Annotated in this window: 18 protein-coding genes and 1 pseudogene; 12 read left to right on the forward strand and 7 right to left on the reverse strand. The window is 40.9% G+C overall.

Annotation, left to right across the window (positions count from 1 at the left end):
- Positions 1-69 precede the first annotated feature (69 nt).
- The 11 genes and pseudogenes from AC1RJ8_RS07370 (at position 70) to AC1RJ8_RS07420 (ending at position 10,924) form a co-directional block, all read left to right on the forward strand.
- Positions 70-351 carry a hypothetical protein gene (locus AC1RJ8_RS07370; RefSeq protein ID WP_492952919.1) on the forward strand — a complete coding sequence of 94 codons (282 nt, stop codon included), beginning with the start codon at positions 70-72 and terminating at the stop codon, positions 349-351.
- A 200-nt stretch (positions 352-551) separates the two neighbouring features.
- Positions 552-1,031 carry a CinA family protein gene (locus AC1RJ8_RS07375; protein WP_492952918.1) on the forward strand — a complete coding sequence of 160 codons (480 nt, stop codon included), beginning with the start codon at positions 552-554 and terminating at the stop codon, positions 1,029-1,031.
- 6 nt (positions 1,032-1,037) lie between these two features.
- Positions 1,038-1,715: a DUF6766 family protein gene (locus tag AC1RJ8_RS07380; protein WP_492952917.1), complete on the forward strand. Its 678-nt coding sequence runs from the start codon at positions 1,038-1,040 to the stop codon at positions 1,713-1,715.
- A gap of 119 nt (positions 1,716-1,834) precedes the next feature.
- Positions 1,835-2,392, forward strand: a complete 558-nt coding sequence (locus AC1RJ8_RS07385) for a YciE/YciF ferroxidase family protein (protein ID WP_492952916.1) — start codon at positions 1,835-1,837, stop codon at positions 2,390-2,392.
- Positions 2,393-2,604: 212 nt separating this feature from the next.
- Positions 2,605-3,486: a glycoside hydrolase family 43 protein gene (locus AC1RJ8_RS07390; protein WP_492952915.1), complete on the forward strand. Its 882-nt coding sequence runs from the start codon at positions 2,605-2,607 to the stop codon at positions 3,484-3,486.
- A gap of 310 nt (positions 3,487-3,796) precedes the next feature.
- Positions 3,797-4,675 (forward strand): annotated as a pseudogene (locus AC1RJ8_RS07395) (endo-1,4-beta-xylanase); the annotation flags it as partial.
- 65 nt (positions 4,676-4,740) lie between these two features.
- A complete protein-coding gene (locus tag AC1RJ8_RS07400) occupies positions 4,741-4,875 on the forward strand; it encodes an endo-1,4-beta-xylanase (RefSeq protein WP_492953264.1) in 135 nt (44 codons plus the stop codon).
- Between the two features lie 86 nt (positions 4,876-4,961).
- Positions 4,962-5,801 carry a sialate O-acetylesterase gene (locus AC1RJ8_RS07405; protein WP_492952914.1) on the forward strand — a complete coding sequence of 280 codons (840 nt, stop codon included), beginning with the start codon at positions 4,962-4,964 and terminating at the stop codon, positions 5,799-5,801.
- A gap of 38 nt (positions 5,802-5,839) precedes the next feature.
- Positions 5,840-6,946 (forward strand): endo-1,4-beta-xylanase, encoded by a 1,107-nt coding sequence (locus AC1RJ8_RS07410; protein WP_492952913.1) that lies wholly within the window; start codon positions 5,840-5,842, stop codon positions 6,944-6,946.
- Positions 6,947-6,949: 3 nt separating this feature from the next.
- Positions 6,950-9,802 carry a glycosyl hydrolase 115 family protein gene (locus tag AC1RJ8_RS07415; protein ID WP_492952912.1) on the forward strand — a complete coding sequence of 951 codons (2,853 nt, stop codon included), beginning with the start codon at positions 6,950-6,952 and terminating at the stop codon, positions 9,800-9,802.
- Between the two features lie 21 nt (positions 9,803-9,823).
- The gene (locus AC1RJ8_RS07420) at positions 9,824-10,924 is read left to right on the forward strand and encodes a glycoside hydrolase family 43 protein (protein ID WP_492952911.1); all 1,101 of its coding nucleotides are present in this window, start codon (positions 9,824-9,826) and stop codon (positions 10,922-10,924) included.
- A 252-nt stretch (positions 10,925-11,176) separates the two neighbouring features.
- Here the strand turns inward: AC1RJ8_RS07420 and AC1RJ8_RS07425 are convergent, their stop codons facing one another.
- Both AC1RJ8_RS07425 and AC1RJ8_RS07430 read right to left on the reverse strand, forming a co-directional pair.
- Entirely contained in the window at positions 11,177-12,010 is an 834-nt protein-coding gene (locus tag AC1RJ8_RS07425; protein ID WP_492952910.1) for an alpha/beta hydrolase, read from the reverse strand.
- A gap of 457 nt (positions 12,011-12,467) precedes the next feature.
- Complete coding sequence (locus AC1RJ8_RS07430; RefSeq protein ID WP_492952909.1) at positions 12,468-14,018, reverse strand: glycoside hydrolase family 43 protein; 1,551 nt, start codon at positions 14,016-14,018, stop codon at positions 12,468-12,470.
- A gap of 248 nt (positions 14,019-14,266) precedes the next feature.
- Here AC1RJ8_RS07430 and AC1RJ8_RS07435 point away from each other — a divergent pair, with 248 nt between their 5' ends.
- The gene (locus AC1RJ8_RS07435) at positions 14,267-15,634 is read left to right on the forward strand and encodes a glycoside hydrolase family 43 protein (RefSeq protein WP_492952908.1); all 1,368 of its coding nucleotides are present in this window, start codon (positions 14,267-14,269) and stop codon (positions 15,632-15,634) included.
- A gap of 161 nt (positions 15,635-15,795) precedes the next feature.
- Here AC1RJ8_RS07435 and AC1RJ8_RS07440 read toward each other — a convergent pair whose 3' ends face one another.
- The 5 genes from AC1RJ8_RS07440 to AC1RJ8_RS07460 all read right to left on the reverse strand — a co-directional run bounded on the left by AC1RJ8_RS07440 (position 15,796) and on the right by AC1RJ8_RS07460 (position 26,851).
- Positions 15,796-17,451, reverse strand: a complete 1,656-nt coding sequence (locus AC1RJ8_RS07440) for a glycoside hydrolase family 43 protein (RefSeq protein ID WP_492952907.1) — start codon at positions 17,449-17,451, stop codon at positions 15,796-15,798.
- A gap of 119 nt (positions 17,452-17,570) precedes the next feature.
- Positions 17,571-21,680 carry a hybrid sensor histidine kinase/response regulator transcription factor gene (locus AC1RJ8_RS07445; protein WP_492952906.1) on the reverse strand — a complete coding sequence of 1,370 codons (4,110 nt, stop codon included), beginning with the start codon at positions 21,678-21,680 and terminating at the stop codon, positions 17,571-17,573.
- 162 nt (positions 21,681-21,842) lie between these two features.
- Positions 21,843-23,765: a sialate O-acetylesterase gene (locus AC1RJ8_RS07450; RefSeq protein WP_492952905.1), complete on the reverse strand. Its 1,923-nt coding sequence runs from the start codon at positions 23,763-23,765 to the stop codon at positions 21,843-21,845.
- Positions 23,766-24,166: 401 nt separating this feature from the next.
- Positions 24,167-25,852, reverse strand: a complete 1,686-nt coding sequence (locus AC1RJ8_RS07455; protein ID WP_492952904.1) for an endo-1,4-beta-xylanase — start codon at positions 25,850-25,852, stop codon at positions 24,167-24,169.
- Between the two features lie 27 nt (positions 25,853-25,879).
- On the reverse strand, positions 25,880-26,851 hold the full coding sequence (locus AC1RJ8_RS07460) for a DUF5627 domain-containing protein (RefSeq protein WP_492952903.1): 972 nt from the start codon (positions 26,849-26,851) through the stop codon (positions 25,880-25,882).

A 26,851-nucleotide genomic window follows, 5' to 3' on the forward strand; every position in this document is an offset into this window, starting at 1 on the left:
CCTTTACCAAAAGCAGGGCTAAAAAGACCAATGTCCAAACAAATCCATCAACATTAGGGTTGTAATTTTATGGTTCCATTTAATATCCAGATCGATCATGGTGATGATAAAATTACCCTGATTATTATTCCAAAGAAAGATTATTATATAATCGTTTATTTTGGCAGTATCCTTGGCGCCATCAGAAAAATGGGGCTGGACTGGATACTGCTCCAACAGGAAGAGATTGATCCTGGAATGCCAGAATATTTCGACCATAGACTGAATTCTGAAGCGGCACAGGTATCATTAGGTATTCATGAGATTAACCTCATTGCGGGCGAAATTGAAAATCACCTTGTAAATCAGTAATAATAGAAACCTTAGCTAAATCTTCATTTTGTTTATTACAAAAGTCCCGCTCCTGCGCTCCGCCACATAAAACCATTTATCCATAAAGGTTGTTATTTAGGCCAAAAGACCTCCGCACTACCACCATCAGATTCTGCAGAGACCTGCAACTGATCTCTTAATGTTGGGGCCAATAGTCAGATTTTATAATGGATGATAAGATGAAAAATGTAGGCAAAATGCTTATAGGCAGAAACCTCACAATTGCTTTTGCTGAAAGCGCAACGGCAGGCCGGCTTTCAGCAGATTTTTCAATGATAGAAGATGCGGGTAAATTCCTTAAAGGAGGCATTATTTGTTATGATGCCTGTTTAAAGGAAGATCTTTTACAGATTGACGCTTCGTTAATCAAGACCTATACTCCTGAATCAATGGAGGTTACACAGGCCATAACCCTGGGACTGTCAAAACTGATCGATGCTGACATCCATATCGGCATCACCGGACTTACTGCTCCAGGAGGAAGTGAAACTCAGGAAAAACCGGTAGGCACCATGTTCATCTACGCTACTCACCACAATGAACTGGCTTTTTCAGAAAGGCTTAATTTTACTGGAAGCCGGGAAGAAATTGTTGCCGAAACCGTATTGACTTGCGCAACTATGTTAGCAGATTACCTCAGCTCCCTGGATAACCCATAAATAGATATGAAAGCAAAGAAAGTATTTCCAAAAAAGACCTGGCTGTACCGGAACGGACTTTCGGTAACCTTTATCAGCCTATTTGTTTTTACACTCCTGGCACAGGCAATTACCGGCTGGAAAGAACATAATAGCGAACTGAGCGACCAGGGAGCTTCGCCGATCTCTTTTAATAATTACCTTCATACCGGGCATTTTATTTCCGCCACTTTCGAAAATTTTGAAAGCGAGTTTCTGCAGATGGTTCTTTATGTGCTGCTAACCGTAAAACTGCGTCAGATCGGTTCGGCCGAATCTAAAAAACTTGATGAAGAAGAAGCGGTAGACCGCGAGCCTGTTGCCTCGAAAAATGCCCCATGGCCCGTACGCCGGGGCGGGCTGATTTTGAAACTGTATTCCAACTCGCTTTCTATTGCTTTCTGCATCCTTTTTCTGGTGAGCTGGTACCTCCATTTTTATGGTAGCTGGCTAGATCACAACACTGAGCAAATATTAAAAGGTAAAGCAACAGATACGATGACCGCCTATCTGGGGCAGGCCAACTTCTGGTTCGAAACCTTTCAAAACTGGCAGAGCGAATTCCTCTCGGTAGCTGCTATCGTGGTATTAACCATTTTCTTAAGACAGAAAGGCTCTCCGGAATCTAAACCAGTAGATGCGCCGCATATGGAAACCGGGAAATAGAAATATTAAAATTGACCATAATGGATAGATTTATGCCAAGAACTTAAAATAAAATACATAAAACCATTTGAAATTTCAACCTGTTCTATAGCTATCAAAAACCTATAAAAATTATAATTATGGCAACAACAAAAACAGCAGGCAACAAAGCCTCAAAATCTACATCAAAAACAGGAAAAATAGAAAATTCTGAATTCCATGATTTTTTTATTGATGAATTAAAGGATATTTACTGGGCAGAAAAACACCTTGCTAAAGCGCTTCCAAAAATGCAAAAAGCGGCCACTAGCCCTGAGCTTGCAGCAGCTTTTGAAAAGCACACCACAGAAACTCAACAACATGTGAGCACACTGGAAGAAGTTTTTGGGCTTTTAGGTGAAAAACCAGTAGCTAAAAAGTGTGATGCAATGGCAGGTTTGCTGGAAGAAGCCGATGGAATTATCGCTGATACCGACAAAGGCACGATGATAAGAGATGCAGGACTTATCCTGGCAGCTCAAAAAGTGGAACATTATGAAATTGCAACCTATGGTACGCTTAGAGTATTTGCCGAAAATATCGGACACAACGATGTAGCCGAACTACTTTCTCAGACCCTTGACAATGAAAAGGCAACCGATGTCGCGCTCACTGAGATTGCTGTCAATGCGGTTAATGAAGAAGCCGTTGCAGAATAAAAAAGGATGTATCATAAAGGCTGTCATGTTGAGCCTGTCGAAACACCTTAAAGGGTATTTAAGCGGTTCCTTCGACAGGCTCTCCACAGAAGTCCTTTGGACAGGATGACAAATCTATCTTTATGATATAACCTCTTTTACAAAAGAAATCTATAAGATCACATCCATCCAACAATAACGGGTATATAAGTGTTATTTATTATGCAAATGATATGATTAACACCGGAAATCCTATATTCAGCCACAAATTCACTTCTGATCCAACTGTTTTGGTATACGATCAGAAAGTATATTTATACACTGGGCATGATGAAGCACCACCAGGGGTGCATAATTATATCATGCGTAACTGGCTTTGCTTTTCTTCTACAGACCTGATCAACTGGGAAGAACATCCGATACCATTACAGGCAAAAGATTTTAGCTGGGCAAGCGGGGATGCATTTGCATCCTGTGTGGTTTTTAACAAACGACAATTTTATTGGTTTGCTGCAGTCTCCCATCGCGATATACCTGGAAAAGCAATTGCGCTTGGAATATCAGAAACACCTACAGGTCCTTTCCGTGATGCAATCGGATCAGCACTGATCACAGGAAATGATATCCCTTTCGACAAAAATCCAATGGCAAACCTTGATCCTTCTGTAATCATAGATACAGACGGGCAGGCTTATATCTTCTGGGGCAACCAACAGTGCTATTTCGCTAAACTAAGTGATGATATGCTCAGTCTACAGGGCAAAATCAATACGGTTGAACTACCTGGTTTCTCGGAAGGTGCTCATGTTTTTAAACGCGACGACTGGTACTATCTAACTTACGGTTATGGCAGCCCGGAAAAGGTAGCCTACGCCATGAGCCCGAGTATACATGGACCATGGATATTTAAAGGGATATTGAACGAACTGGCTGGAAACTGTGAAACAAACCGTCCTGCCATTGTCGAATTCAAAGGAAAGCACTACTTCTTTTATCATAACGGCGCACTAAAAGGCGGAGACAGTCACAGGCGTTCGGTCTGCGTGGATTATCTTTATTATAATTCCGATGGGACAATCAAGCGGGTGCTCATGACAAGCGAAGGATTACGGTAGCACTCCCTGACCTAAGAAAGCTAGATGCCTGCAATTGAACATCAATTTTACTGAAATATCTCCCACAAATTTCATATTAACACCCTATTTGGACTAGACCCCAGAGCAAACGAACAACAAAATACCATTCTAATACCCTTTATTACTCTAATCCAGATTGTTGCAATTTCATTTACCAGGGAAGCACAAAACAAACAGGTACTACAAAAAAAACATCCGATTGTTCAAATGTACTAGTAAAAATGACGAAATAAACTATTCTCATAGCCACAATCCAAATAATTTAGCCTGCTGATCATCAAGCCAGATTATGAGCCGAAAGCCGAATAAATTACCAGTGATTCTGCTATTCCTTTCCTTAGGAATCCTAACCTTAAGTGCATACAAAAGCGCCAGCGGGCTAAAAGATTATTATAAAAATTATTTCCCCATAGGTGTTGCCGTCAAACCAAGCGACCTGCACAATCAAGAAAAGTCGCTGATTTTAACACATTTTAATAGTATCACTGCAGAAAATGCCATGAAAATGGGTCCAATACATCCCTTTGAAAATAGATTTTTCTGGCAAATTGCAGATTCAATTGTTCAATTTGGACTAGAGAATAAGATAAAAGTAAGGGGGCACTGCTTACTCTGGCATGCACAAACACCAAGATGGCTATTTAAAGATGCTACAGGAAACATGGTAGCTAAAGAAGTCTTACTTTCCAGGATCAAAAACCACATCAACACCGTTGTGTCCCGGTACCGTGGAAAAATTTATGCCTGGGATGTTGTGAATGAGGTGATTGCAGATGATACCAGCACTTTCCGAAAATCTCAACTGTATAATATTGCCGGAGAAGAATTCATTGAACAAGCATTTAGGGATGCACATGCGGCAGATCCAAAAGCATTGTTGTTTTATAATGATTACAATACAGAAAATCCTATCAAACGGGATAAGATATATCGGATGCTTAAAAAGCTGTTAGCCAAAGGAGTTCCCATCCATGGTGTTGGATTACAGGCACATTGGTCTATCAGTAACCCTACGCGCCCGGAGCTTGAAAAATCTATTGAATTATTCTCATCTCTTGGTCTTCAGATCCAATTTACCGAGCTGGATGTTTCCGTGTATTCGGGAAGACAGGGCGGCCAGATGATTACCGGAGAAAAAGGCGCTAATGCAGCTGTTTTTACACCAGAAATGGAACAACAGCAATTGGAAAAATATAAAATGGTTTTTGAGGTGTTCAGAAAATATAAAAAAACATTACAGGTGTTACCTTTTGGAACCTCTCAGACCGCTACAGCTGGCTCGATGGCAGAGGCAGGAAAAATTTTCCATTACTATTTGATGTGGATTTAAAACCCAAAAAAGCATACTACGAGGTTACAAAGTTTTAAACAACAACTTGATGATTAAAGACAATATCTACGGCTAAATCATCAGCTATTAAGCTTAACAATACATACATCAACTATAACCAAATATGACTAAACTCCGTGCCATCTTTACATGCGCAGCTTTATTGCTGATCAGCATTCCCTCATTTTCACAAGATTCGAATTTTTATATATTTCTGTGTTTCGGACAATCGAACATGGAAGGTGCCGCCAAATTTGAAACACAAGATACTACAGCAGTTGATCAGCGGTTTCGCCTTTTGGAAGCCGTTAATTGCGATAACTTAAACCGTACAAAAGGCAACTGGTATACTGCTGTTCCCCCGCTAACACGATGTAAAACGGGACTGGGCCCGGTAGATTATTTTGGTCGGACACTTGTTGCAAACCTGCCAAAAAATATTAAAATCGGTGTAATCAATGTCGCCATAGGCGGATGTAAAATTGAACTGTTCGATAAAGAAAATTACCAATCTTACACGGCAACAGCCCCAGATTGGATGAAAGGTATGTTAGCTGAATATGAGGGAAACCCATATGCCCGTATGGTAGAGATGGCTAAAATTGCACAGCAAAGTGGCATAATCAAAGGAATATTGTTGCATCAGGGAGAATCAAATACAGGCGACAAAGCCTGGCCAGAAAAAGTAAAGGGCGTGTATGAAAACCTGCTGAAAGACCTAAAATTAGAAGCTAAAAATACTCCATTACTCGCCGGAGAAGTGGTAAACGCCGACCAGGGTGGCGTTTGTGCCAGCATGAACGCCATTATTGCAACCTTGCCACAAACCATTCCCAACGCACACGTTATTTCTTCTGCAGGCTGCCCCGATGGGCCGGACAATCTTCATTTTTCTGCTGAAGGCTACCGTATGTTAGGCAAAAGATATGGAGAAAAGATGCTGAGCTTACTCGGCAAAAAATAATCAAATGGCCTATAATTTTCCAAATTGATCAAAATACAATGAGTGCCAAAAATATATTTTCAAGCTATACCCTATTTCTATTCTTCGTACTGGGCTTTGGAGGATGTAAAACGGGTCAATCGCTTTCCAGTTATCAAACAGATACCAGGGGTTTAAAAGATTTTTACAAAAATTACTTCCCCATTGGTGTTGCCGTTGGCAAAAGAAATCTGACCGGAGAGGAAAGTGCGTTGATTAAAAAACATTTTAACAGCATTACAGCAGAAAACGACATGAAAATGGAGTCGATGCAGCCTGTAGAGGGAAAATTTAATTGGCGGGAAGCCGACTCGATTATCAGCTTTGCAGCGCAAAATAACATCAAAGTACGTGGCCATAATTTATGCTGGCACGAGCAGGCGCCCTCATGGTTTTTCACAGATAAAGGAGGAAAGGAAGTAAATAAAACAGCTTTGCTACAACGATTGAAGGCACATATTGATGCCGTAGTTGGGCGATATAAGGGAAAAATATATGCCTGGGATGTTGTAAATGAGGCCATTGACGATGATTCTACAAAATACTTACGAAATTCGAAATGGTACCAAATCTGCGGTGAAGACTTTATCATTAAAGCCTTTGAATACGCGCACGCCGCCGATCCCGATGCAAAGCTTTATTACAATGATTACAATACCGAACGACCAGAAAAAAGAGAACGCGTTTACAGGTTACTCAAAAGCCTGAAAGACAAAGGCGTACCTATAGATGGCGTTGGCCTCCAAGCGCATTGGTCTATTTATGAACCTACTGAAAAGGAACTCGTTACAGCAATTGAACGCTATTCATCTTTAGGCCTTAAAATACAATTTACCGAGTTGGATCTTTCCATTTATCCATGGGAGAAAAATAAACGTGCCAAACGTGCGAATGAAAACGATGCTTATACCGCTGAACTTGAGGCCAGTCAGGTTGCAAAGTACAAAATGGTGTTCAACGTTTTCAGAAAGTATAAAAATGTAATCACCAACGTTACATTCTGGAACATTTCTGATCGCCGTACCTGGCTGGATGGTTATCCGGTACCTGGCCGCAAAAATTATCCCTTACTTTTCGACACGCAATTAAAACCAAAAAAGGCTTATTGGGCCGTTATTAAATTTTAAATAATGAAGAAAATATTTCTGCTGGCCTTACTCCTTTTCAACATCGTCATTGTACAAGCCGCTTGGCTCGGTCCAATTACGGTAAATACTTATTTGCCCGGAAGTTTTGCTGTGGTGAGCAAAGGTAAGGTTCCGTCTATTTTGGTAAGTGCTAACGAATGGCCAGGCACTATACGTGCCGCCCAAAATCTTCAAAACGATATAAAAAAGGTAAGTGGACTTGAACCCGAATTTTTAACGGATAAAACAACCAGCATGCCTATCATCATCGGCACGATCGGCAACAGCAAAATCATCGACGAAATGATCTGGAACCATAGTCTAAATGTCTCTGAAATTGCCGGAAAATGGGAAGCCACATTAATTCAGGTGATAAAAAACCCAATTAAGGGCATAGATTCTGCTTTAGTAATTGCCGGAAGCGATAAGCGGGGAACTATATATGGAATATACGAGCTTTCTGCTCAAATCGGTGTTTCGCCATGGTATTATTGGGCTGATGTTCCGGTAAAAAAAAGCAGTTCGGTTTATGTTATTGGAGGGCGGCATATCATTTCTTCACCTGCGGTAAAATACCGTGGGATATTCTTAAATGACGAAGCGCCAGCACTTTCCGGATGGAGCAGAAAAGAATTTGGAGGGTTTAACCATAAGTTTTATGAGAAGGTGTTCGAATTGATTCTTCGCTTAAAAGGAAATTATTTATGGCCCGCCATGTGGGGAAATGCATTTAACGACGACGATAAACTCAACCCCGTTTTAGCCGACGAATACGGTGTAGTAATCGGAACTTCTCATCACGAACCCCTAACACGTGCCCATGATGAGTGGAAAAGATATAAAGGTGGCAAATGGAACTATGATCAAAACCCAGAACAGTTACGTGCATTTTGGGAAAGCGGGCTGCAACGTGTAGCCGATAAAGAACAGATCGTTACTATTGGCATGCGTGGAGATGGCGACGAACCCATGTCAACCGGCACAGCTACTGCCCTACTGGAAAAAATTGTAAAAGATCAACGTGAAATTATTGAAAAAGTAACAAAAAAACCTGCAGCGCAAACGCCACAGCTATGGGCCCTGTATAAGGAAGTTCAAGATTATTACGACAAAGGGATGCGCGTTCCCGATGATGTAACTTTACTTTTATGCGATGATAATTGGGGCAACATCAGAAAATTGCCAAGTTTAGGTGAGGCGCCCAGAAAAGGCGGTTATGGGATTTATTATCACTTCGACTATGTGGGTGGGCCCAGAAACTACAAGTGGGTTAATACTAACCCTATCCAAAAAATCTGGGAACAAATGCGATTGGCTTACGAACATGATGCTAATCAGATCTGGATCGTAAACGTAGGCGATTTAAAACCAATGGAGTTTCCCATCCAGTTCTTTTTAGATTATGCCTGGAATCCTGACGCCATCCCTGCCGATAAATTAATGGACTACACAATTAATTGGGCGGCCAACCAGTTTGATAATAAACACGCCACAGCAATTGCCAGCCATATAGACGCTTACCTAAAATATGCAGGTAGAATTAAACCAGAACTGCTTCATGCAAATACCTATAGTTTAAGCAACTATAACGAGTTCGAACAAGTTACCGCTGATTTCAAAAAACTTGCACAACAAGCTACCAGCACCAATAATCAGTTAGCTGACAATCAAAAAGATGCCTATTACCAATTGGTTCTTCACCCGATTGAGGCTGTTACTAATTTATATGAAATGTATCTCGCGGTGGCCAAAAACAAACTATATGCCAAACAGGGTAGATTTTCTACGAATAGTTTCGCCAGGAAAGTAGATTCTTTATTTAAGCGGGATGCCGAAATCAGCACTTACTACAACAAAACAATGGCTGGAGGAAAATGGGACCATATGATGGATCAAACGCATATTGGCTACACTTCCTGGCAACAGCCTGATAGCAATATTAACCCTAAAACTACGCTGATTAACAATGCGACCACCACCCTTGGTATTTCACTTGAAAACTCGGAGCTCCACTTTACTGGAAAAACAAAGATAGCGCAGGGCTTCACTTTTTCAGCGCTTGCAAATACATCACATACGCTCGAAATTTTTAGAACAGGTGCAGGTGAACTGAAATACGAGATCAAAGCGCCTGATTTTGTAATGTTAAGCAGCAAAAAGGGAACACTTCACGATGATCAGAAAATCCAGATCAGCATCGATTGGAATAAAGCGCCAAAAAACACTAAAACAAGTGAAATTCTCATTTCTGGCAGTGATAAATCGAGTATCACCATCCCCATTATAACCAAAAACTTTATACCAACCGACTTACCTGCCAATTTATTCCTCCCTGATAAGGGATACATCTCGATGGAAGCGACAAGTTATAGCAGCGCGGTAAACAGCAGACCTATTTTTTGGAAAACCATTCCCAATTACGGAAAAACCAGGGACGGAATAATCGCAACACCTGTAACTTCACCAATTCAGCAACCTGGTAATAGCTCACCACATTTGGCTTACGACATTTTTGTAACTGAAACGGGCAATTTTACCTTAAATACCTTTATCTCGCCCACTATAGATTTTACGGGGAAGGATGGACTAAAGTTCGCTGTTTCATTGGATGAGCAACCTCCTATAGTCGTTAATATCAGCAAAGATTACGCTACTGATTATACATGGGGACAATCGGTTGCCAACAACATCAAAATTTTTAAAACTCCCCTTGTCTTTAACAAAACAGGAAAACACACCATCAACTATTGGATGATTAATCCAGGCGTGGTGCTGCAAAAATTAGTACTAGATCTGGGAGAATTAAAACCAAGTTATTTAGGACCACCAGAAAGCATTAAAAGCACACGAAATTAAATTAACCAAACCATGAACAACATGATTAACGAATTAAAAAAAATCACCCTTTTTACATCCATTATGGGAATGGCTATTGCCAGCTCCTGCCAGCAGGCAAACCAAAAAACAGAAAAGGAAACGGCAAACACTGCTAAAAAATCCAGCTATTTATCACAGCCTATCATTTCCAAAATTTATACGGCCGATCCGTCTGCGCACGTTTTTAATGGAAAAATTTATGTTTACCCTTCACATGATATCGAGGCGGGCACTCCCGAAAATGATAATGGTGATCATTTTGACATGAGAGACTACCACATCTTGAGCATGGATAGTATTAATGGTAAAGTTACCGACCACGGTGTGGCATTAAGCATAAAAGATATTCCATGGGCCGGCAGACAGCTTTGGGCACCCGATGCTGCCTTTAAAAACGGAACCTATTATCTGTATTTTCCGGTTAAAGATAAATCTGATGTATTTAGAATAGGTGTTGCCACATCAAAAAATCCGGCAGGACCATTTAAGGCTGAACTTGAACCCATTAAAAGAAGTTATAGTATAGATCCGGCGGTATTTACAGATACTGATGGCAGCAGTTACATGTACTTTGGTGGAATTTGGGGCGGGCAGCTGCAACGCTGGAATAACGGAAAATACGATGCCAATGGATCTAAAACCGATTCACAGAAAGAAAATGAACCCGCATTGAGTGCTAAAGTAGCAAAATTGAGCAGTGATATGTTATCGTTTGATGGTGAAGTAAAAGATGTTCAGCTTGTAGATAAACGGGGAAAAGCATTACTTACTAATGACCACGACAGACGTTTTTTTGAGGGTGCCTGGATGCACAAATTTAATGGAAAATATTATTTCACCTATTCGACAGGCGATACCCATTATTTAGCTTATGCGATTGGCGATAAACCCTATGGACCATTTGTTTATGAAGGCACTTTTATGAAGCCTGTTCAAGGCTGGACTACCCACCATTCTATTTTAGAGATAAAAGGCAAATGGTATATCTTTTACCACGACACCCAGCTTTCGGGCAAAACACACCTTAGAAATGTGAAAGTGACCAACTTGAAGCATAATGCCGATGGAACAATCCAAATGATTGAACCATGGGTTGAATAAGTATAAGTTGAAAATAAGGTTGTTATGGATAATTGAAGCAATTGATGAAATTAATCATGGTTATCCTATTATTCCCCAGGTTTCGGGAATTGAGAAATCTGGGGACAAAAAAACGCAATACAGCTAGAATTAAAGCTCAACAGGCGGCCTTGCAAAATTGACGTGCTTTTGAAAACCGTTATTTTCCGGCTCCTCTTCAGCTTATCGATGGAGATTTAACTTAAATATTAAATTTCCATCGATAAGTAACAATTACTTACTTACAAACAGCAACTGAGAAAAATTAAACAGATCATTTTTCCAAACTTTAAAATCGTGCTTTCCGGGTTCTTTGTAGAAAATATGCGGCACTTTGTGTTCAACCATGTAATCGCGGGTGCGTTCGCTGATGGTTAAAAGCCTGTCTTCATCACCACAGGAAATCCAGAGCAGTTTTATCTTATCTCTTGCTGTTTCCGGATTGGGCAATAACTGATCTGGCATTTTGGTATTTGGCGCCGATGAAAACCCGCCTATCCAGGCAAACTTATCTAAATTTCCCAATCCAAAATTTAAGGATTGGCCACCCCCCATAGATAGACCTGCAATAGCTCTTCGTTCTCTGGTTGTTTCTGCGGGATAATTTTTTTCGACATATGGGATTAGATCATCTAGCAGATCGCGCTCAAATGTTGCAAAAGCTGCCACTTTATCTGCTGCCATGATATTGCCCGAAGCGCGATCATCGGCCATTGCCCTTCCGTTTGGTAATACAACGATCATATCTTTCACTTTTTTTTGCGCATAAAGATTATCGAGTATACGTTCCGGCCGTCCTTGATTTAGCCACTCAAATTCATCGCCACCAATACCATGTAAAAGATAGAGCACTGGATATTTTTTAAGCTTTGAATAGTGTGGCGGCAGATAAACAACGGCCTTTCGTTTCACCCCAACAGTTTTCGAATTGTACGTGATGGTATCTAATTTACCATGGGCAATAGCAGGATTTAATTCGTCAAATCCTGCGGGAGCCAGGTTGGTTTGCGCATTTGCTAATCCTACAAATAGACAGAGGTTTAGCAAGAACAATAGCGGTTTTTTCATATATATTTAGTTTTTAGTGTCTGTCATTATTCAAGCGAAATGGCAACATCATTAAGTTAAGCACCGCGGTCGTCACTCTGTCCAAAGGACTCCTGTGGAGAGCGTAGTCGAAGATTTCTTTAGATTGATAAAACGTAAATAAATACCCTTCGACTACGCTACAATTGACACATTCAAAAGAAAGGTCGTCATTGCGAGGAGGAACGACGAAGCAATCTTTATGCGCACGCTGGTAGCGATCGTTGTAAGATTGCTTCGTCGGCTGAAAAAGCCTTCTCGCAATGACGATAATCTGAAGAGGTTAATCTTTAAAATTCTCCTGTCATTTATATTGATTTTTATACAATAAATTAACCCTCAGGGGTGACATCTTTTTGCGATTTATCCCACTTAATAACATTGAGCAAAAAGAAAAACTTAATGGCCATATTTAGGATAAGATTAGGCGGAAACTATCTTATTTTGCTTCAATCCTAAAATAATCGAAGTCAACATATCCTCCGGCATTTTCAGTGGCGTAATTAAACAGTCCGAAACGGTAGCCCATAAAATGGGGAAGCGTATACGACATTTGCAACGGCTCTCCTATCGGTTTCCAGGTTTTTCCATCAAAGCTGTAAAAAAAATAACCTTTATCTGTTCGGTTCTCAAAGTCACATCTTGCTTTGAGATAAATGGTTTGCTGTCCAGCTGGAACATCTTCGCCATTAACAGTGCCACTTTGGGCGCTTACTGTTACCACCGTTTTCTTTGACCCCGTGTTTTTTATACCAACCCAACCAAATTTGCGTTGCAACAGCATCAATCCAGCCTGGTCTCCGGTTTTCATATTGGAAATATCGATCGAAGTGATTGCGGTTGATACGGGCCCGATGGTACGCTGGGTTAATGTATTGCGGGCAAGAAGAATATTAGTATCCAATCTGGAAGTGCTAATCCGTAAAAATCCCGGGCGTTTAGTTAGCGACCAAAATGCATCGTCTGGATTGTGGTTCCATTGCCATACCAGTGGAAGCTCGGGCTCACCTTTTTTGCGGGCAAATTCATCTGATGCTACAATGCCGGGAATTAAGCCACTACTAACCGGAAGTTCTAGTGTTCCGGGAACTTTACCATCAACACCCAACACCGGCCAGCCATCTTCCCAGGTAACCGGAACTAAATATGGAATACGGCCAACGGATCCAAAATCTCTAAAAAGATAAGAAAACCACTTTCCTTCTGGTGTACTGATTAAACCGCCTTGCGCAACCCCCTTATCTTTAAGGGCTACCCGCCCTTCATATGGCCCCATAAGTTTGTCGGAACGGTGTACCACAACCGTACGCATCCCATTTCGTGGCCAGGTAATGTTAAAAAGATAATATTTGCCATTAATTTTAAATAATTGGGCGCCCTCAGCTGGTAATCCGGCACCCGTACCTGTAGGAAGACTTGCGTTTTCGATAATCGTTATGGGTTTCGTATTGGGTTTTATTCCAGATAAGTCTTCCTTTAATTCCACCAAAGTAATTTTGCCGGCACCGTATACCATGTAAGGTTTTCCATCCTCAAAAAACAGGGAGTGATCATGGAGCGAAGGTTTAAAAGACCTAAGTTTCCACGGGCCTTTTTCGATATCTTTTGTACTGTAGATATAAGTTTTTCCGGTGGTACCAGAAAAAGTACTGACATAATAAATGCCCTGATGAAAACGAAGGCTACTTGCCCACGATCCCCGTCCATAATCCCATTTTCCATTGGACAAAGTTAATTCATCAGCATTTCCGAGGGTATCGTAAGCGTAACTTACAATTTTCCAGTTTACCAGATCGGTTGATTTCATGATGGGCACACCTGGGTTCATGTGCATTGTGGTGCTGCTCATATAATACACTTTCCCTACTCTGATCATCGAAAGATCGGGTACATCGGCAAAAATGAGCGGATTTGTCGCCTTTTGCGCATCAACACAAACTGTATTTAGCACAAAAAAGAGCAATAATGTAAATAATTTAAGATTCTTCATACAGGTTTAGTCAGTTTCTCAACTTGCGATGTGTTTATATTCGGCATTCAAAGCTATTCAGAAATATGAAGATCAGCGAACTGCTTTGTTCAAATCTATGTTACAAATGTTTCTAATTCAATCAATCCCGTTACAGAAAAACAAGCAAACTAACCAAATGTGCTAGTAAAATTGACGAAATAAAGTAGTTGCTGACTAAGGTTCTCAATAATTTAGCAGCATTGATTGAAATTAACCAAATTATCTTTATGAACCTTAAATCCATCCTAGCCTTCTGCGCTTTTCTATTTCTTCTTACAACCACTCAGATCAGCTCCGCCGATGAAGTTATTGTCGGTTACCGTCATTTGGCAGACCCTGGCACCCTTGTTTACAACGGAAGAGTTTATCTCTATGCATCCAACGACGATGAGAACTCCTACGATAAAAATAGCGGATACAAAATGAAATCGATCGTTTGCATTTCGAGCAGCGACATGAAAAACTGGACAGACCATGGTGTGGTATTTGAAGCACCGAGAGATGTAGCCTGGGCTGGCAGAACCTGGGCTCCGGCAGCAATTGCCCGCGACGGCAAAATTTTTCTATACTTCGGAAATGGTGGCAATGGCATCGGCGTAGCCACTTCGAGCAGTCCGATAGGGCCATTTAAAGATCCAATTGGAAAAAAACTCGTTGAAACCCAAACGCCAGGTGTACTTCCTGCGCCAAACATGTGGTTATTCGATCCGATGACCTTTATTGATGATGATGGCCAGGCCTATATGTACTTTGGTGGTAATGGCGAGAGCAACGTTCGGGTAATTAAACTTAACCGGGATATGATCAGCGTAGATGGCCCTGCAACTTCTATTACTGCTCCTGCCTTTTTTGAAGCTTCATGGATGCATAAGCGTAATGGGATTTACTATTTCTCTTACTCAACCAATCCGAAAGCACAAATGCGCATCGATTATATGATGAGTAAAAGCCCCACCTCTGGATTTACCTATGGAGGAATCGTTGCTGCACAACCGCCAAAAAACAATAACAACAACCACCAGGGAGTTTTCGAATTTAAAGGGCAATGGTACCACGCCTACCACAACAGGGCTGTAGCATACAAATTGGGAATCCCCACAGAATTTAAAAGAAATCTGGCTGTTGAAGTACTCAATTACAAAGCCGATGGCAGTATAGCGCAAGTAACCTACACGGCAGATGGAGTGCCACAGGTGGAAGGATTAAATCCCTACATGCGGGTGGAAGCCGAAACGATGAATGACCAACAAGGTGTTAAAACTGAAACGTGCAGCAAAGGTGGTTTAAATGTTACACATATTAAAAACGGGGATTGGATAAAAGTTAGGGGTGTAGATTTCGGCAAAGGAGCAAAACGATTTTCGGCTTCGGTAGCCAGTATTGGAAAAGACAATAAAATTGAACTCCGATTAGGCAGCCCTGACGGAAAAGTGATCGGAACACTGGCTGTACCAAATACTGGTGATGCGCAGGCCTGGAAAGAAGTAAGCTGTAAAGTTAATGGTGCAACAGGAAAACAAGATCTTTTCCTAACCATTAAAGGAGCAGAAAAACCGGAAGTAAATATCGATTTTTGGACATTTTCGGCGAAATAGAATTTTACCCTATGTTTAAAAAATAACCTCGCAGTATTGCATCTGCGAGGGTTATTTTTTTTTATAACTAATCACCTGGAAGAAATTTCTCAAGTGGCCTAGGTACATCAACTATTTTTCAATAGGTTTCTGGCAATAAGATCATCAGAAACCTGTATTATCTATTTTTGCTTGTAAATGGCATCATTACCGCTATAATCTAACCATTTAAAGGAAGCTGTACTTTTAGTATTTTCTCCGGATGAAGTGGCGTAAAGCGCGTAAAGTGAGCCGACAAAACCTCCTGCGGTTTCGGTACTCAAAAACTTTCCGTCCACATTATCCTTTAATGTTTTCCATTTGCCCGGGCTTTCAGCGTAGCGGAAATTATAATGCCCCCGATCAGCTTCTATTTTAAGCTGCAGGGTTTTAGCTTTTACCGGAGTTTCAATAATCAAGTCCATACCCTTAGTGCTTCGGTTTCCTTTGTAAAGCTGAACCACCTGCTTGCCATCTTTTATTGATTTGCAGATGTAGTAAAAATTATATTCACCTTGAAAGATAAGCATCCCTGCTTTTTCATTTGGCTGCACCGCCATAAAAGTCATCTCCGTTGAAGCGCTACCGGTTAAATGCTGCTGTCTTTTCCCGATAAATGCGGGATTTCCCAACCCCATACACGTTTCTGGCAGTAACTTCATTGTTAAGCCATTTTCTTTATCTAACCTATACCAGCTGGTATCATTGGTTCTTAAAAACAATAACGATTGATCTAGTTTTTTATCGAACGTAGTTCTGTAGGTAAAGTTTCCACTTTGTGGCGGGGCAATCTGTTTTACTTCTTTAAAATCAGCAGTATAACTATATTGAACTTCTTTATGGTCTGGATTGATGATTGGCCAGCCCTCTACCCATTTAACCGGAGCGATAAATGTTTCTCTGCCAGTATTATAATGATTGCCTTCATAAGGCCTTACAGCCAGGAAAATGGCGTAAGTTTTACCATCTGGACCGTCAACCAATTCTGCATGACCGGTAGAGGTAATCGGGTTTTTACGGTTTGGATCTAAATCGCGTTGTGTCAATATCGGGTTTTTCTCATAGGGAACATAAGGTCCGGTGGCTTGTTTACTTCTTAAAATTACCTGTGAGTGGTTAACGGAAGTACCTCCTTCGGCAGCACAGAGATAATACCAATCGCCGCGTTTAAAAATATGCGGTCCTTCAATCCAGACTGGTTTTTTGCTGATGTCTACCCCACCATTTACCAGCTGAACTTCTTCACCCACTACTTTTAGGCCTACCGGATCGAACTGAAAAGTACGGATGGTTCGGTGCCCCGGATATAGGGGTTTATTATCTGGCGCATCGCTGTTATAAACGATATAGGCTTTGTCCTGATCAAAAAACAGTGACGGGTCAATCCCTCTCACTTGTGGGAGCCAAACCGGATCACTCCATGGTCCTTCAGGTTTTTTTGACGTCATTACAAAATTTCCGCGCTTATCGATATTGGTACAGGTCATATAAAATGTGCCTTTATAATAATTGATTGAAGGTGCAAAAAGCCCTCTTGAGGTACCATCACCGAAGAAAGTCATTTGCGATGGGCGATCGATCACATTGCCGATCTGCTTCCAATTTTTTAAATCCTTACTATGAAACACCGGAACCCCTGGAAAGTAGGCAAAGGTTGAATTAACAAGGTAATAATCGCTTCCCACCTTGGTAACACTGGGATCAGGATAAAACCCTGCCATAATCGGGTTTGTAAATGTAATTTGTCCGTAAGAATAGCCAGTATAAAGAAAGGCCATAAAGAGAAGAAGTTTTTTCATAAAGTGCACGTTGATTATGCTCAAAACTAACATCTACGGCCTTACTGTCATGAGCCATTTGTTCAAAAGAAAGCTCCAGATGTTTGTTTTTAAATAAGAAAATTCTACTGAGAAGGATTTTAAATCTTCACACGTTTATCTTTTCGTTTTGCATTAATATATTCGGAAGGAAGCATATTAAACTGCGCTTTAAAAAGCTTAGAAAAATAGCTCGGTGTACCAAAACCAGTCATGTATGCGATTTGTGCAACATTGTAATCACTTTTCTCCAGGAATTCTACTGCCCTTTCCAGTTTTACCGATCTAATGTATTCGATTGGTGTTAGACCGGTGATTTCAAGCAGTTTATGGTAGAGAGAGCCTCGGCTCATGCCCACATGCCGGCTTAGTTCCTCTACTGAGAGTTCTGGATTGTTAAGTTTTTCATCGATATACTGGACGATTTTATTTAACAACTTAACTTCGCTAGACTCAATTTCGATTTCTTTAGCCTGTACCTGCACCTGTTTGGAATACGCATTTTTTACCGAGCGATTAAACAACAATAAGTTGTCGATTTTTGCATGGAGAATGTCAAAATTAAAAGGTTTGGTGAGGTAGTCGTTGGCGCCTGATTTCAGGCCTTTAACCTGGTCTTCTTCTCCACTGATTGCGGTTAACAGAATAACCGGGATATGGCTTGTTCTTTTGTCTGCCTTTATTTTCTGGCTTAGCTCAATGCCATTCATCTCTGGCATGCTGATGTCGGTAACAACTAATTGCGGATGTCCGGAAAGCATTTTTTGCCAACCTTCTTTACCATTTGACGCCTCTATAATATGATAAAAAGGCTGCAGACTATCTTTTAGGTAAAATCTAAATTCCTCATTGTCTTCAACCAAAAGGATTGTGGCCATCCTGACCTCGTTAGTTGCTGGCTCAGTAACGGATTCGTCCAGTTCTTCGTTCGTAAAACTATAGGCTGTATCGTCAACCTCCTGATCATTTTCTTCATCCACTATCTCAACTGGCATCGAAACCAAAAACGCGGTTCCTTTTCCAAGTTCACTTTCCACTGTAATCTGCCCCCCGTGCAGTTCTACAAACTCCTTTACAATCGATAATCCGATTCCACTGCCTTGATTTAAGATAGAACTTACATTGTTATCCATAAAAAAACGATCGAACACCCTATCTTTACTTTGATTTGCAATACCTATCCCGGTATCTGAAACTTCGATACAAAATACAGGTTTAGTTTGATCGGTAGCGGCTCTTAAGAACATGTTAAGAGATACTTCTCCACCTTCTTTTGTAAATTTAAATGCATTAGAAAGCAGATTAAATATAATCCTTTCCATTTTATCCTGATCAAAATGCGTTTTCAGATTCTTAATATCGCTGTTAATACGAAGTGAAATTTTCTTGCGCTCGGAAAGGTCCTGGAATGCTTCTGCGGCTTCGCTGATAAAAGTAATGAGATCGGCCTCGTTCAGGTTCAATTTCAGTTCCTGTTCTTCCATTTTTCTAAAATCGAGCAGTTGATTGACCAGATTTAACAGTCTTCGCGCATTTCTACGGATCATCTTTACCTGGCCAGCTACAGCAGATTCCTGTTTAATGGCAAGCAACTTATCAACGGGTGCCAAAATCAATGAAATCGGCGTTCTAAACTCATGGCTTAAATTGGTGAGGAATTTGATCTTTTGTATATCCAATGCATGGGCACGTTCGGCATCCCTTCGCTGCTGTAGTATCCTTTGTTCAGCATTGATCTGGGCTTGTTCAATAGCAAGTTGCTGTTTAATGCGCTGAATTCCCCGCCGCCTAATGGCAAATAGGATTGTACCGATCAAGAGTGCATAAAAAACATAAGCATAAATCGTTCTCCAGAAGGGTGGTTGTATATGAACAGAAATTGAAGTGATTTTATCACTCCAAACGCCGTCATTGTTACTTGCCCTTACCTGAAAAATGTAGTCTCCAGGATCCAAATTTGTATAATACGCTGTTTTCTCTTTACCAACTTCATTCCAGCCATCATCCAAACCAACAAGGCGATAGGAATAGTGGTTTTGTTGCGGCGCTGTGTAATTTAACGCTACATAACTAATTGAGAAATTTTGCCCATAGCTCAGTTTAATCTTTTTTGCGAAACCAATCTGCTCTTGAATAGGTGATTTTTCACCAGGAAGTACAACAGTATTGGCTACCTTTAGTTCAGTAAGCAATACATTTGGAACCACATTATTAGAGGGCAACTCAAGCGGATTAAAATAGTTGAAACCATCTTGTCCGCCAAAATAAAGCTCGCCATCTGAAGTGCTGATTCCCGAACCCAATATAAAAGGACTGTCTTGCACTCCATTGGGTCGTCCAAAGTTTTTTATTTTTTTTGTTTCTGGATCAAGACAACTGATGCCATTATCGGTACTGAACCAAATCAGTCCGTCTCTTCCTTCCAGTATTTTGTAAACAATAGCATTGGGCAATCCGTTTGTTTCGTTAAAATTGGTAAATTTTCCGGTACGTCGATTGAAAAGATCGAGTCCGGCACCATCGGTTCCGGCCCATACATTCCCCCTACTATCACATAACAAACTCAATACCACATCATTAGAAATCCCACTATTTGCTTTTCGGTATACTTTAAATTTTCCGTTTTTACGTTGAAATACGGCTATTCCCGTTCCGCTGGATGATATCCACATATTTCCGTAAGGATCTTCGACAATTGCACGTATAAAACCATTGCTAGGGAGCACCATAGGTGGCGAGGATTGGGTGCCGTAACGGGTAAATGAATTCGTCTTATAATCAAATACATTAACACCAGTTCCGTTTGTACCAATCCATATTAAACCCTTGCTATCTTCTTTGATCGCGAAAATTTCGTTTTGGCTAAGATCAGTTGCCGATGGTCCGGCCAGGTATTGTTTGTAAGTTTTGGTTTTGGAATTATAGGCAAATAAGCCATGTTGGTAAGTGCCCACCCAAAGCGTGCCCCTGGAATCGAGCATTAATGTAAGTATGGTCAATGGATTTCGGGAAAAATCTATTTTGCTCTTGATGTCGATATGTTCAAACACGCCTTTATCACGATCGAAAAAGTGTAAGCCTCCACCATCTGTGCCCACAAAGATTTTTCGTTTTGAGAATTCGGCAAAGGAAGTGACAATGGGCGATGAAAGTCCTTTAGGATCAAATGGGCTACTACGCTTTAGGTTAAACAATGCTAAATTTGGATCGAACTTATTAACGCCACCTTGGTAGGTACCTAGCCAAATAATGCCATTATTGGCCATACAAATGCTTCTAACCGACTTATGGCTAAGGCCAAAGGTTTCGCGTTTGTTGGGACGAATGTTTGAGAAAACCTCGGTGGCGGTATCGAAAATAGTTACGCCATCTTCGGTTCCTAACCACAATTTACCTCCTTTTTCCAATCTGGCAGAATAAATAATATCGTCTGAAAACAACTTATCACCCGATTGCAAAAAGGACTTGAAATGCTTTTCATCATCCAGCAACATATTGAGGCCATTGTAGGTACCAAAAAATATCCGCCCCTTTTCATCCTTCACCATAGTTTTAATGAAATTATCAGTGAGGCCTGATGGGTCATTGGGGTGATGGATAAACTTTTCGGTGGCACCGCTGGTTAAATTAAGGGCCAAGAGCCCTAAATTGGTACCGATCCATATCTTATTGCCACTACCCTGAAGAAAAGAAAGCACACTGGAACCGTTGCCCATCAATGCGCTGATACCTACATTTTTTACTTTAAAAGTTTTGGTATTGATTACCCGGTAGCCGCCAAAAGTGCCTACCCAAATATTTCCGGCTCGATCTTCGTAGAGTGTTAATACATTAAACGGGACGTTACGATTCGGGATACCTTCACCTGTAAATGATTTAAATGTATTTTGCTTAGCATCATAGTAAGCCAAGCCCCCGCCGTTAGTACCCACCCAAAGTCTTCCCTTCCGGTCTTCTAAAAGTGCCGAGATATTGTTAGACGGAATGCTCGTGCTATCTCCACTTTTAGTGGTATAAACGGTAAAATTGGTACCATCGAACTTATTCAGTCCATCGCTGGTACCAAACCATACAAGGCCATTATGATCCTGCAGGATGGTATTTACAGTATTTGAAGAAAGGCCATTTTTAGTATTAAGGGTAATAAAATTGGGGTTACTTTGCCCCTTTACAATAGTGTACGTTAATAACAATATCCCTAGAAGTGACATTGCGCTTATACCTGATATTCGTTTTAACATCATAACAATAGATTCACGCTTTAGCGATCTGGATTGTGATTGTACTAGTGCAGGGCTCGCTTAGCTTACCTTGGTACACTTTGGATTTATATTTGCTTTGTGCGTAAATATAGTTAACACCCCTAATTTAAGCTACTTTATTTCAGCCTCGAATGGAGATGCCGGCAAGCCCTCCACGTTATACAAATTTGCACCGTCGGGATTATCCGCCCAGGCATATCGAACAGTAACAGGGCTGGAAATGCTATCGTTCCAAACCGTTACGGTGCTGCCTTCAATTTTAGCCTTTGCCCAAACATATTTTTTATCGGCACCTGCAATGGCAAAATGATAAAGTTCAGGTTCACCTTTTGCAGTTAGTCCACTTCCCACATGATCAAAATTCAAAATTACTCTATTACCCTGAACCGTTGCCGATCTGTAGATCGGACCTGAGTAAACGATGTTTTTTTCACCATAAATCAGCTTTTGGGCCCATAAAGCCAAACGTTCGCCAATTGTTTTTTTGTTCAGGGGATGAATATCATTCCATTCGCCGGCACCGAGCCCAACAGCCATTCCGGTATTTGGTACTTTTAAGGTTTGGAGTTGGCTCTGCCGAAGTTCCGCCCAGTCGCTCTCAACGGGAACATAATCAACCTCCATATAATTGGGCAGTTGTGCAAATAAAAACGGAATATTGCCTAAACCCCATTTATTCCTCCAATCGTTAATGAGTGCAGGTAGCAGTTTGGCGTATTCTCTTGGCTTGCCTGCATTTGTTTCACCTTGATACCATAAAAAGCCACTTATACTATAATTGATTGCAGGAGCAACCATGGTATTGTAAAGTCCGGTAGGGGAATTTTGCGCCACAATTGGCTGGACAATTTGTTGCCCTGAGGGGGAATAGCTTGGTTTAGGAAATACCTGGATCACCTGGTAATCCCATTCGCCCCTTAAATCAATTATTTGCCCGTTGGCCTGTAGCGAATAATTTTTATCAGGCACAAAACCACCTTTGCCCATTGTATTAGTAACTTTAACTAAAATGGTATTTTTTCCCGCTTTTAACAGATTGGCTGGCACATTGTATCTTCTTGGAGGATACTGATAAGTGATATTGCCCACAAAAATGCCATTTACGAAAGTGGAATCAGCATCGATAATACGCCCCATAAAAAGTTTTGCCTGCACGCCTGTCATCCGTGCAGGAACATCAATTTCATTTTTAAAGTACAGGATGCCATTCAGGTTTCTCACGCCCTGATCTGCCCAATAGCCCGGCATCCAGAACTTATGCCATGTTTTTGGCACATAGGATGATTGCAGGCTTTTACCTGGCATGGGTAGCCCCTGTTTTTTTAGGCTGCTCATATAAGTCGTATCCCGAAAGTTTTTGATCTGGGCTTCAGCTGCAGGAAAATCCTTAAATGCATCCATACTCATCCAGGCCTCTATTGGTGTTCCACCCACACTGGAATTAATGATCCCAATGGGAATTTTGTATTTTTGATAGAGTTTTTTTGCGAAGAAGTAAGTAACTCCTCCAAACTCAAGCAATTCTTGACCTGATGCCAACTTCCACTCTCCTTTTGGCAGATCCAGTGATTCTTTGGATACATCAGCTTTTGTGGGTACAAAGAAATTCCTGATCTGTGGAAAATTGTCATTCTTAACTTCGTTTGGATAATTTTCCTTCAGTCTTTCCATTGCTAACACCATGTTAGATTGGCCAGCACAAAAATATACGTCTCCAATTAAAATATCGGTTAATGTGATCAAATTCCGCCCTTCAATGGTCATGGTATATGGGCCTCCGGCTTTCATTTTGGGAAGCATAATTAACCACTTCCCGTCGCTGCCAGTAATTGTCTCAAATTTTCTATCATTAAAAGAAAGTTTAACTTTCTCATTTGCACTGGCCCACCCCCAGATCTTTAAATCTGTATTTCGTTGTAGCACCATTCGATTACTGATTAGCTGTGGAAGTTTTACCTCAGCTTTTGTTTTTAGGTTAGTGAACAAAACTATAACGAGCAAGGCGCAAAGCGGAAGATAAGATTTTACGGTCATGCTTATAAAGTCTGGAAAATATGGCAATAGATAATTTTCGGGGAAATGTAAACGCTTACAATTCTTGCCCCAGTATCATCACAGAAATACATCGTTTAAGGTATTAATATTTGGTTATATCTTTTTAAAAAAAATTATCTCATGTAAAAGCTTCATACCTGAGTAATTTTAACCCGAATATATCATTTATTTTTCAAAAAAAACAATCGGTTGCATAACTATATTAAATTTGTTATAATCAGGCTAGAAAAAAGAGCCTGGGAAAATGAAATGATAAATTTTGTGGACGGAAGAGGTAGCAGAAACAGCAATTAGATCTGATTCAACTTTACTGGTAATTTCCAATAAAAAAAGCCAGGAAAACGGTTAACGTTGTTCCTGGCTTTAAGCGTGTAGTAAATTTATTTATTCTTCAAGCCTTCGGCTGTGCCAACATAGGCCGGTTTTCGCACAAAACCTTCTGTCCACAAGCCAATTGGCTCCCCTGCCCTCCAACTTGAAGTAGCTGGACTATCCTGAGGTGCCCATATGGTAATTCCATATTGCTGAGCTGCCGGAATAAGCTCAAAGTATTTCTTGATTACATATTTGTACATCTCAGATTGAGCTGCATATTGCTCAGGTGTTGCCTGTGCCGTTTTTATATTTCCTGTAAAACCCATATCCAACTCTGATATTTTGATCAGTTTACCAGTTGCAGCCAATAATTTGAACATTTCTTCTATCTTGGCTTTATCAGAAGTGGCTACAATGTGCATTTGCGTACCAATACCATCTATTTTTGCGCCCTTGCCCTCTAAATACTTTACGTAATCAATTAATCCTTTGCATTTATCGATACTATATTCCAGGTTATAATCATTAATAAAATGGATATCAGTTGCATTACCATACTGCCTGGCCAATTGAAATGCCTTTAGCGCATAATCCTTCCCCAGGTAATCTTGCCAAAAGAATTCATCAGCCGCAATGGATGTTCTGCCCGCAGCAGTTTTAAGCTCAGTTGGCTTTGCATCATCCATTGGTTCGTTTACCACATCCCAAGCTTTAACATAATCTTTTGAAGCAGTAACTATACCTTTAATCCAGGTATCTAATGCAGTGGTTAAAATGGTCTTTTTCTGCTCAGCAGTTTTTTCTACAATTGTAGTGCCGCCAAGCGGATTGTATTTTTTCAACGTGATATTATCGAAATAAAAATTTGTTGCTGTTTTACCTAGGTTAAAAGCCAAAGCACCGCTTGTTGCAATGTCTGTAGTAACGGTAATTTCTTTAGTATAGGTTGTCCAGGTTGGTGTTGAAGAAATTGCGCCAAAAAAATCATAAAATTTGTAGGCGCCGGGCGTAGTATGGGCCTGTGTAGGGTAAGATGCTGCTACATCAGAACGCACATTCATTTTAAGCTCATATTTCTCTCCAACCGCTACCGCTGGAAACTTAAGAAATAATTGTGCATCGTAATCGTTGGTTCGTACTGCCGAGTTACTAATTTTCAAAGCCCGTCCTGTACCGTTAAAGCCTTCGCCAGCTGCAGTAAAAGAGGCAACGGCATTGGTATTGGATTGATAAACCGAGGCGTTGTCTGTTTCAAAATCGGCTCCGATGACCAGGTCCCAGGTAGGGCCACCGCTTGAAGGAATAACCACTGGGGCAATCAGCCCTTTTAAATATGTTGCATTTTGATTGGCATGCCAGGCCAGGGTATGCCCAAACACGGTGATGCCGGCTTTAGATGCTGTTTCCAATAGGTTTTTCACATTGGTTAAGGCCAAACTTCCATCAGCCTGTACAACGGCACCGTGTTTCATTTCATAACCTAGTGTAATTTCATCAAAATTACTGTTAATGAGCCTGTAAATTACGCCTTTGGAGAGATAGGACTGCAGGCTGGCTCCGGCACCAAATTTAAATTTAGGATTTGCTGTTCTATCAATATAGGTTTTTAATGGCTGATAGGCATCAATCTGCTCTTGAGCCACGAAGCTTGCTGGCTTGGCCACTTGAAATTCGAGTGCTTCATATTTGTGGCAAGACGCAAGCAACATTGCCCAGGAAAGACCGAATGCTATTTTGTATAATCGTTTCATTTTCTCGATTGTTAGATTAAATATTAATTATTTGACCGGCGTAAATGTTTCGGCTTTCACACCGCGGTCACGCATTACCAGGGTATCTAAGCTATTCACTGTTCTATCATTCAGATCGATCTGATAGTTCAGATAAAGGGCGTCGCGATCCTGGCTGCCCCAGCTGTTTTTCTCGCCCCGTTTAACAAATTTACCGGTGCCACTCGCCGTAAAACTGGCATCACCAGCTGTAATTGTACAGTTGCCCGTGTTATCAAAAGTTAACAATAAGGTTCGACTGATACTGGTTCCGCCTGCTACTTTAAACGTGACAGGAAACTCGGCCTGGGTTAGCGAACGCGTGTTTAATTTGTTGATTTCATCATTCTCCACATATTTCATATGGCGAACGACGGATTGATTGAGTGAGGTATTGCCGTTTTTTCCGGTAACCACATCCTTCCCTCTGCGAAGGTAGAAACCCTGCCAGGTATTGATATACTTTACGGCATACAAGGTGTATTTTTTTTCGGGCAAAATCTTTTTGTTCTGATCAACACTGGTCATCGTTAAAGGGATCACATAAGTGGTATTTATAGCCAATGGGTCTGCGAAAAAAGCATCGGTGAGCTGCACATCTACTCCACCGATCAAACTTCCTTTCGGGATGACAATTTTGTTCGCCGCAAGTGTATAATAGTTAGCGGGCATGGGCTTTACAATACCGCTGTAAGGCGATGGAAAAGATAATCCCTGCGTTAACGCGTTATCTACACTGATGCCTATGGTAATATCTTCCTTATTTGAGTAAACTCCACCAACGGTACCCATAATCTGAAGTCGGTGTTGGTTATCAAGTGAAGTATCAAAAATATCTTCGCCCATGGTGAGGGTCCTGATCGGCCCCTGATAGGCAAAATAAACGGTTTGACTATCATTATCTGGAAATGCCCATTCTTCGTTTTTGCAAGCGCCAAGTGTTAAAACGAGCGCAAGTAAAATATATATTTTATTTTTCAT

This window comes from Pedobacter sp. GW822-FHT03F06, assembly GCF_058801365.1.

Bases quoted from the DNA above. Each gene is read 5' to 3' on its own strand.
- AC1RJ8_RS07420 (WP_492952911.1), top strand. From the start codon at position 9,824: ATGATTAACGAATTAAAAAAAATCACCCTTTTTACATCCATTATGGGA.
- AC1RJ8_RS07410 (WP_492952913.1), top strand. From the start codon at position 5,840: ATGAGTGCCAAAAATATATTTTCAAGCTATACCCTATTTCTATTCTTC.
- AC1RJ8_RS07390 (WP_492952915.1), top strand. From the start codon at position 2,605: ATGATTAACACCGGAAATCCTATATTCAGCCACAAATTCACTTCTGAT.
- AC1RJ8_RS07450 (WP_492952905.1), bottom strand. From the start codon at position 23,765: ATGACCGTAAAATCTTATCTTCCGCTTTGCGCCTTGCTCGTTATAGTT.
- AC1RJ8_RS07385 (WP_492952916.1), top strand. From the start codon at position 1,835: ATGGCAACAACAAAAACAGCAGGCAACAAAGCCTCAAAATCTACATCA.
- AC1RJ8_RS07445 (WP_492952906.1), bottom strand. From the start codon at position 21,680: ATGTCACTTCTAGGGATATTGTTATTAACGTACACTATTGTAAAGGGG.
- AC1RJ8_RS07440 (WP_492952907.1), bottom strand. From the start codon at position 17,451: ATGAAAAAACTTCTTCTCTTTATGGCCTTTCTTTATACTGGCTATTCT.
- AC1RJ8_RS07430 (WP_492952909.1), bottom strand. From the start codon at position 14,018: ATGAAGAATCTTAAATTATTTACATTATTGCTCTTTTTTGTGCTAAAT.
- AC1RJ8_RS07460 (WP_492952903.1), bottom strand. From the start codon at position 26,851: ATGAAAAATAAAATATATATTTTACTTGCGCTCGTTTTAACACTTGGC.
- AC1RJ8_RS07455 (WP_492952904.1), bottom strand. From the start codon at position 25,852: ATGAAACGATTATACAAAATAGCATTCGGTCTTTCCTGGGCAATGTTG.
- AC1RJ8_RS07415 (WP_492952912.1), top strand. From the start codon at position 6,950: ATGAAGAAAATATTTCTGCTGGCCTTACTCCTTTTCAACATCGTCATT.
- AC1RJ8_RS07375 (WP_492952918.1), top strand. From the start codon at position 552: ATGAAAAATGTAGGCAAAATGCTTATAGGCAGAAACCTCACAATTGCT.
- AC1RJ8_RS07405 (WP_492952914.1), top strand. From the start codon at position 4,962: ATGACTAAACTCCGTGCCATCTTTACATGCGCAGCTTTATTGCTGATC.
- AC1RJ8_RS07380 (WP_492952917.1), top strand. From the start codon at position 1,038: ATGAAAGCAAAGAAAGTATTTCCAAAAAAGACCTGGCTGTACCGGAAC.
- AC1RJ8_RS07370 (WP_492952919.1), top strand. From the start codon at position 70: ATGGTTCCATTTAATATCCAGATCGATCATGGTGATGATAAAATTACC.
- AC1RJ8_RS07435 (WP_492952908.1), top strand. From the start codon at position 14,267: ATGAACCTTAAATCCATCCTAGCCTTCTGCGCTTTTCTATTTCTTCTT.
- AC1RJ8_RS07425 (WP_492952910.1), bottom strand. From the start codon at position 12,010: ATGAAAAAACCGCTATTGTTCTTGCTAAACCTCTGTCTATTTGTAGGA.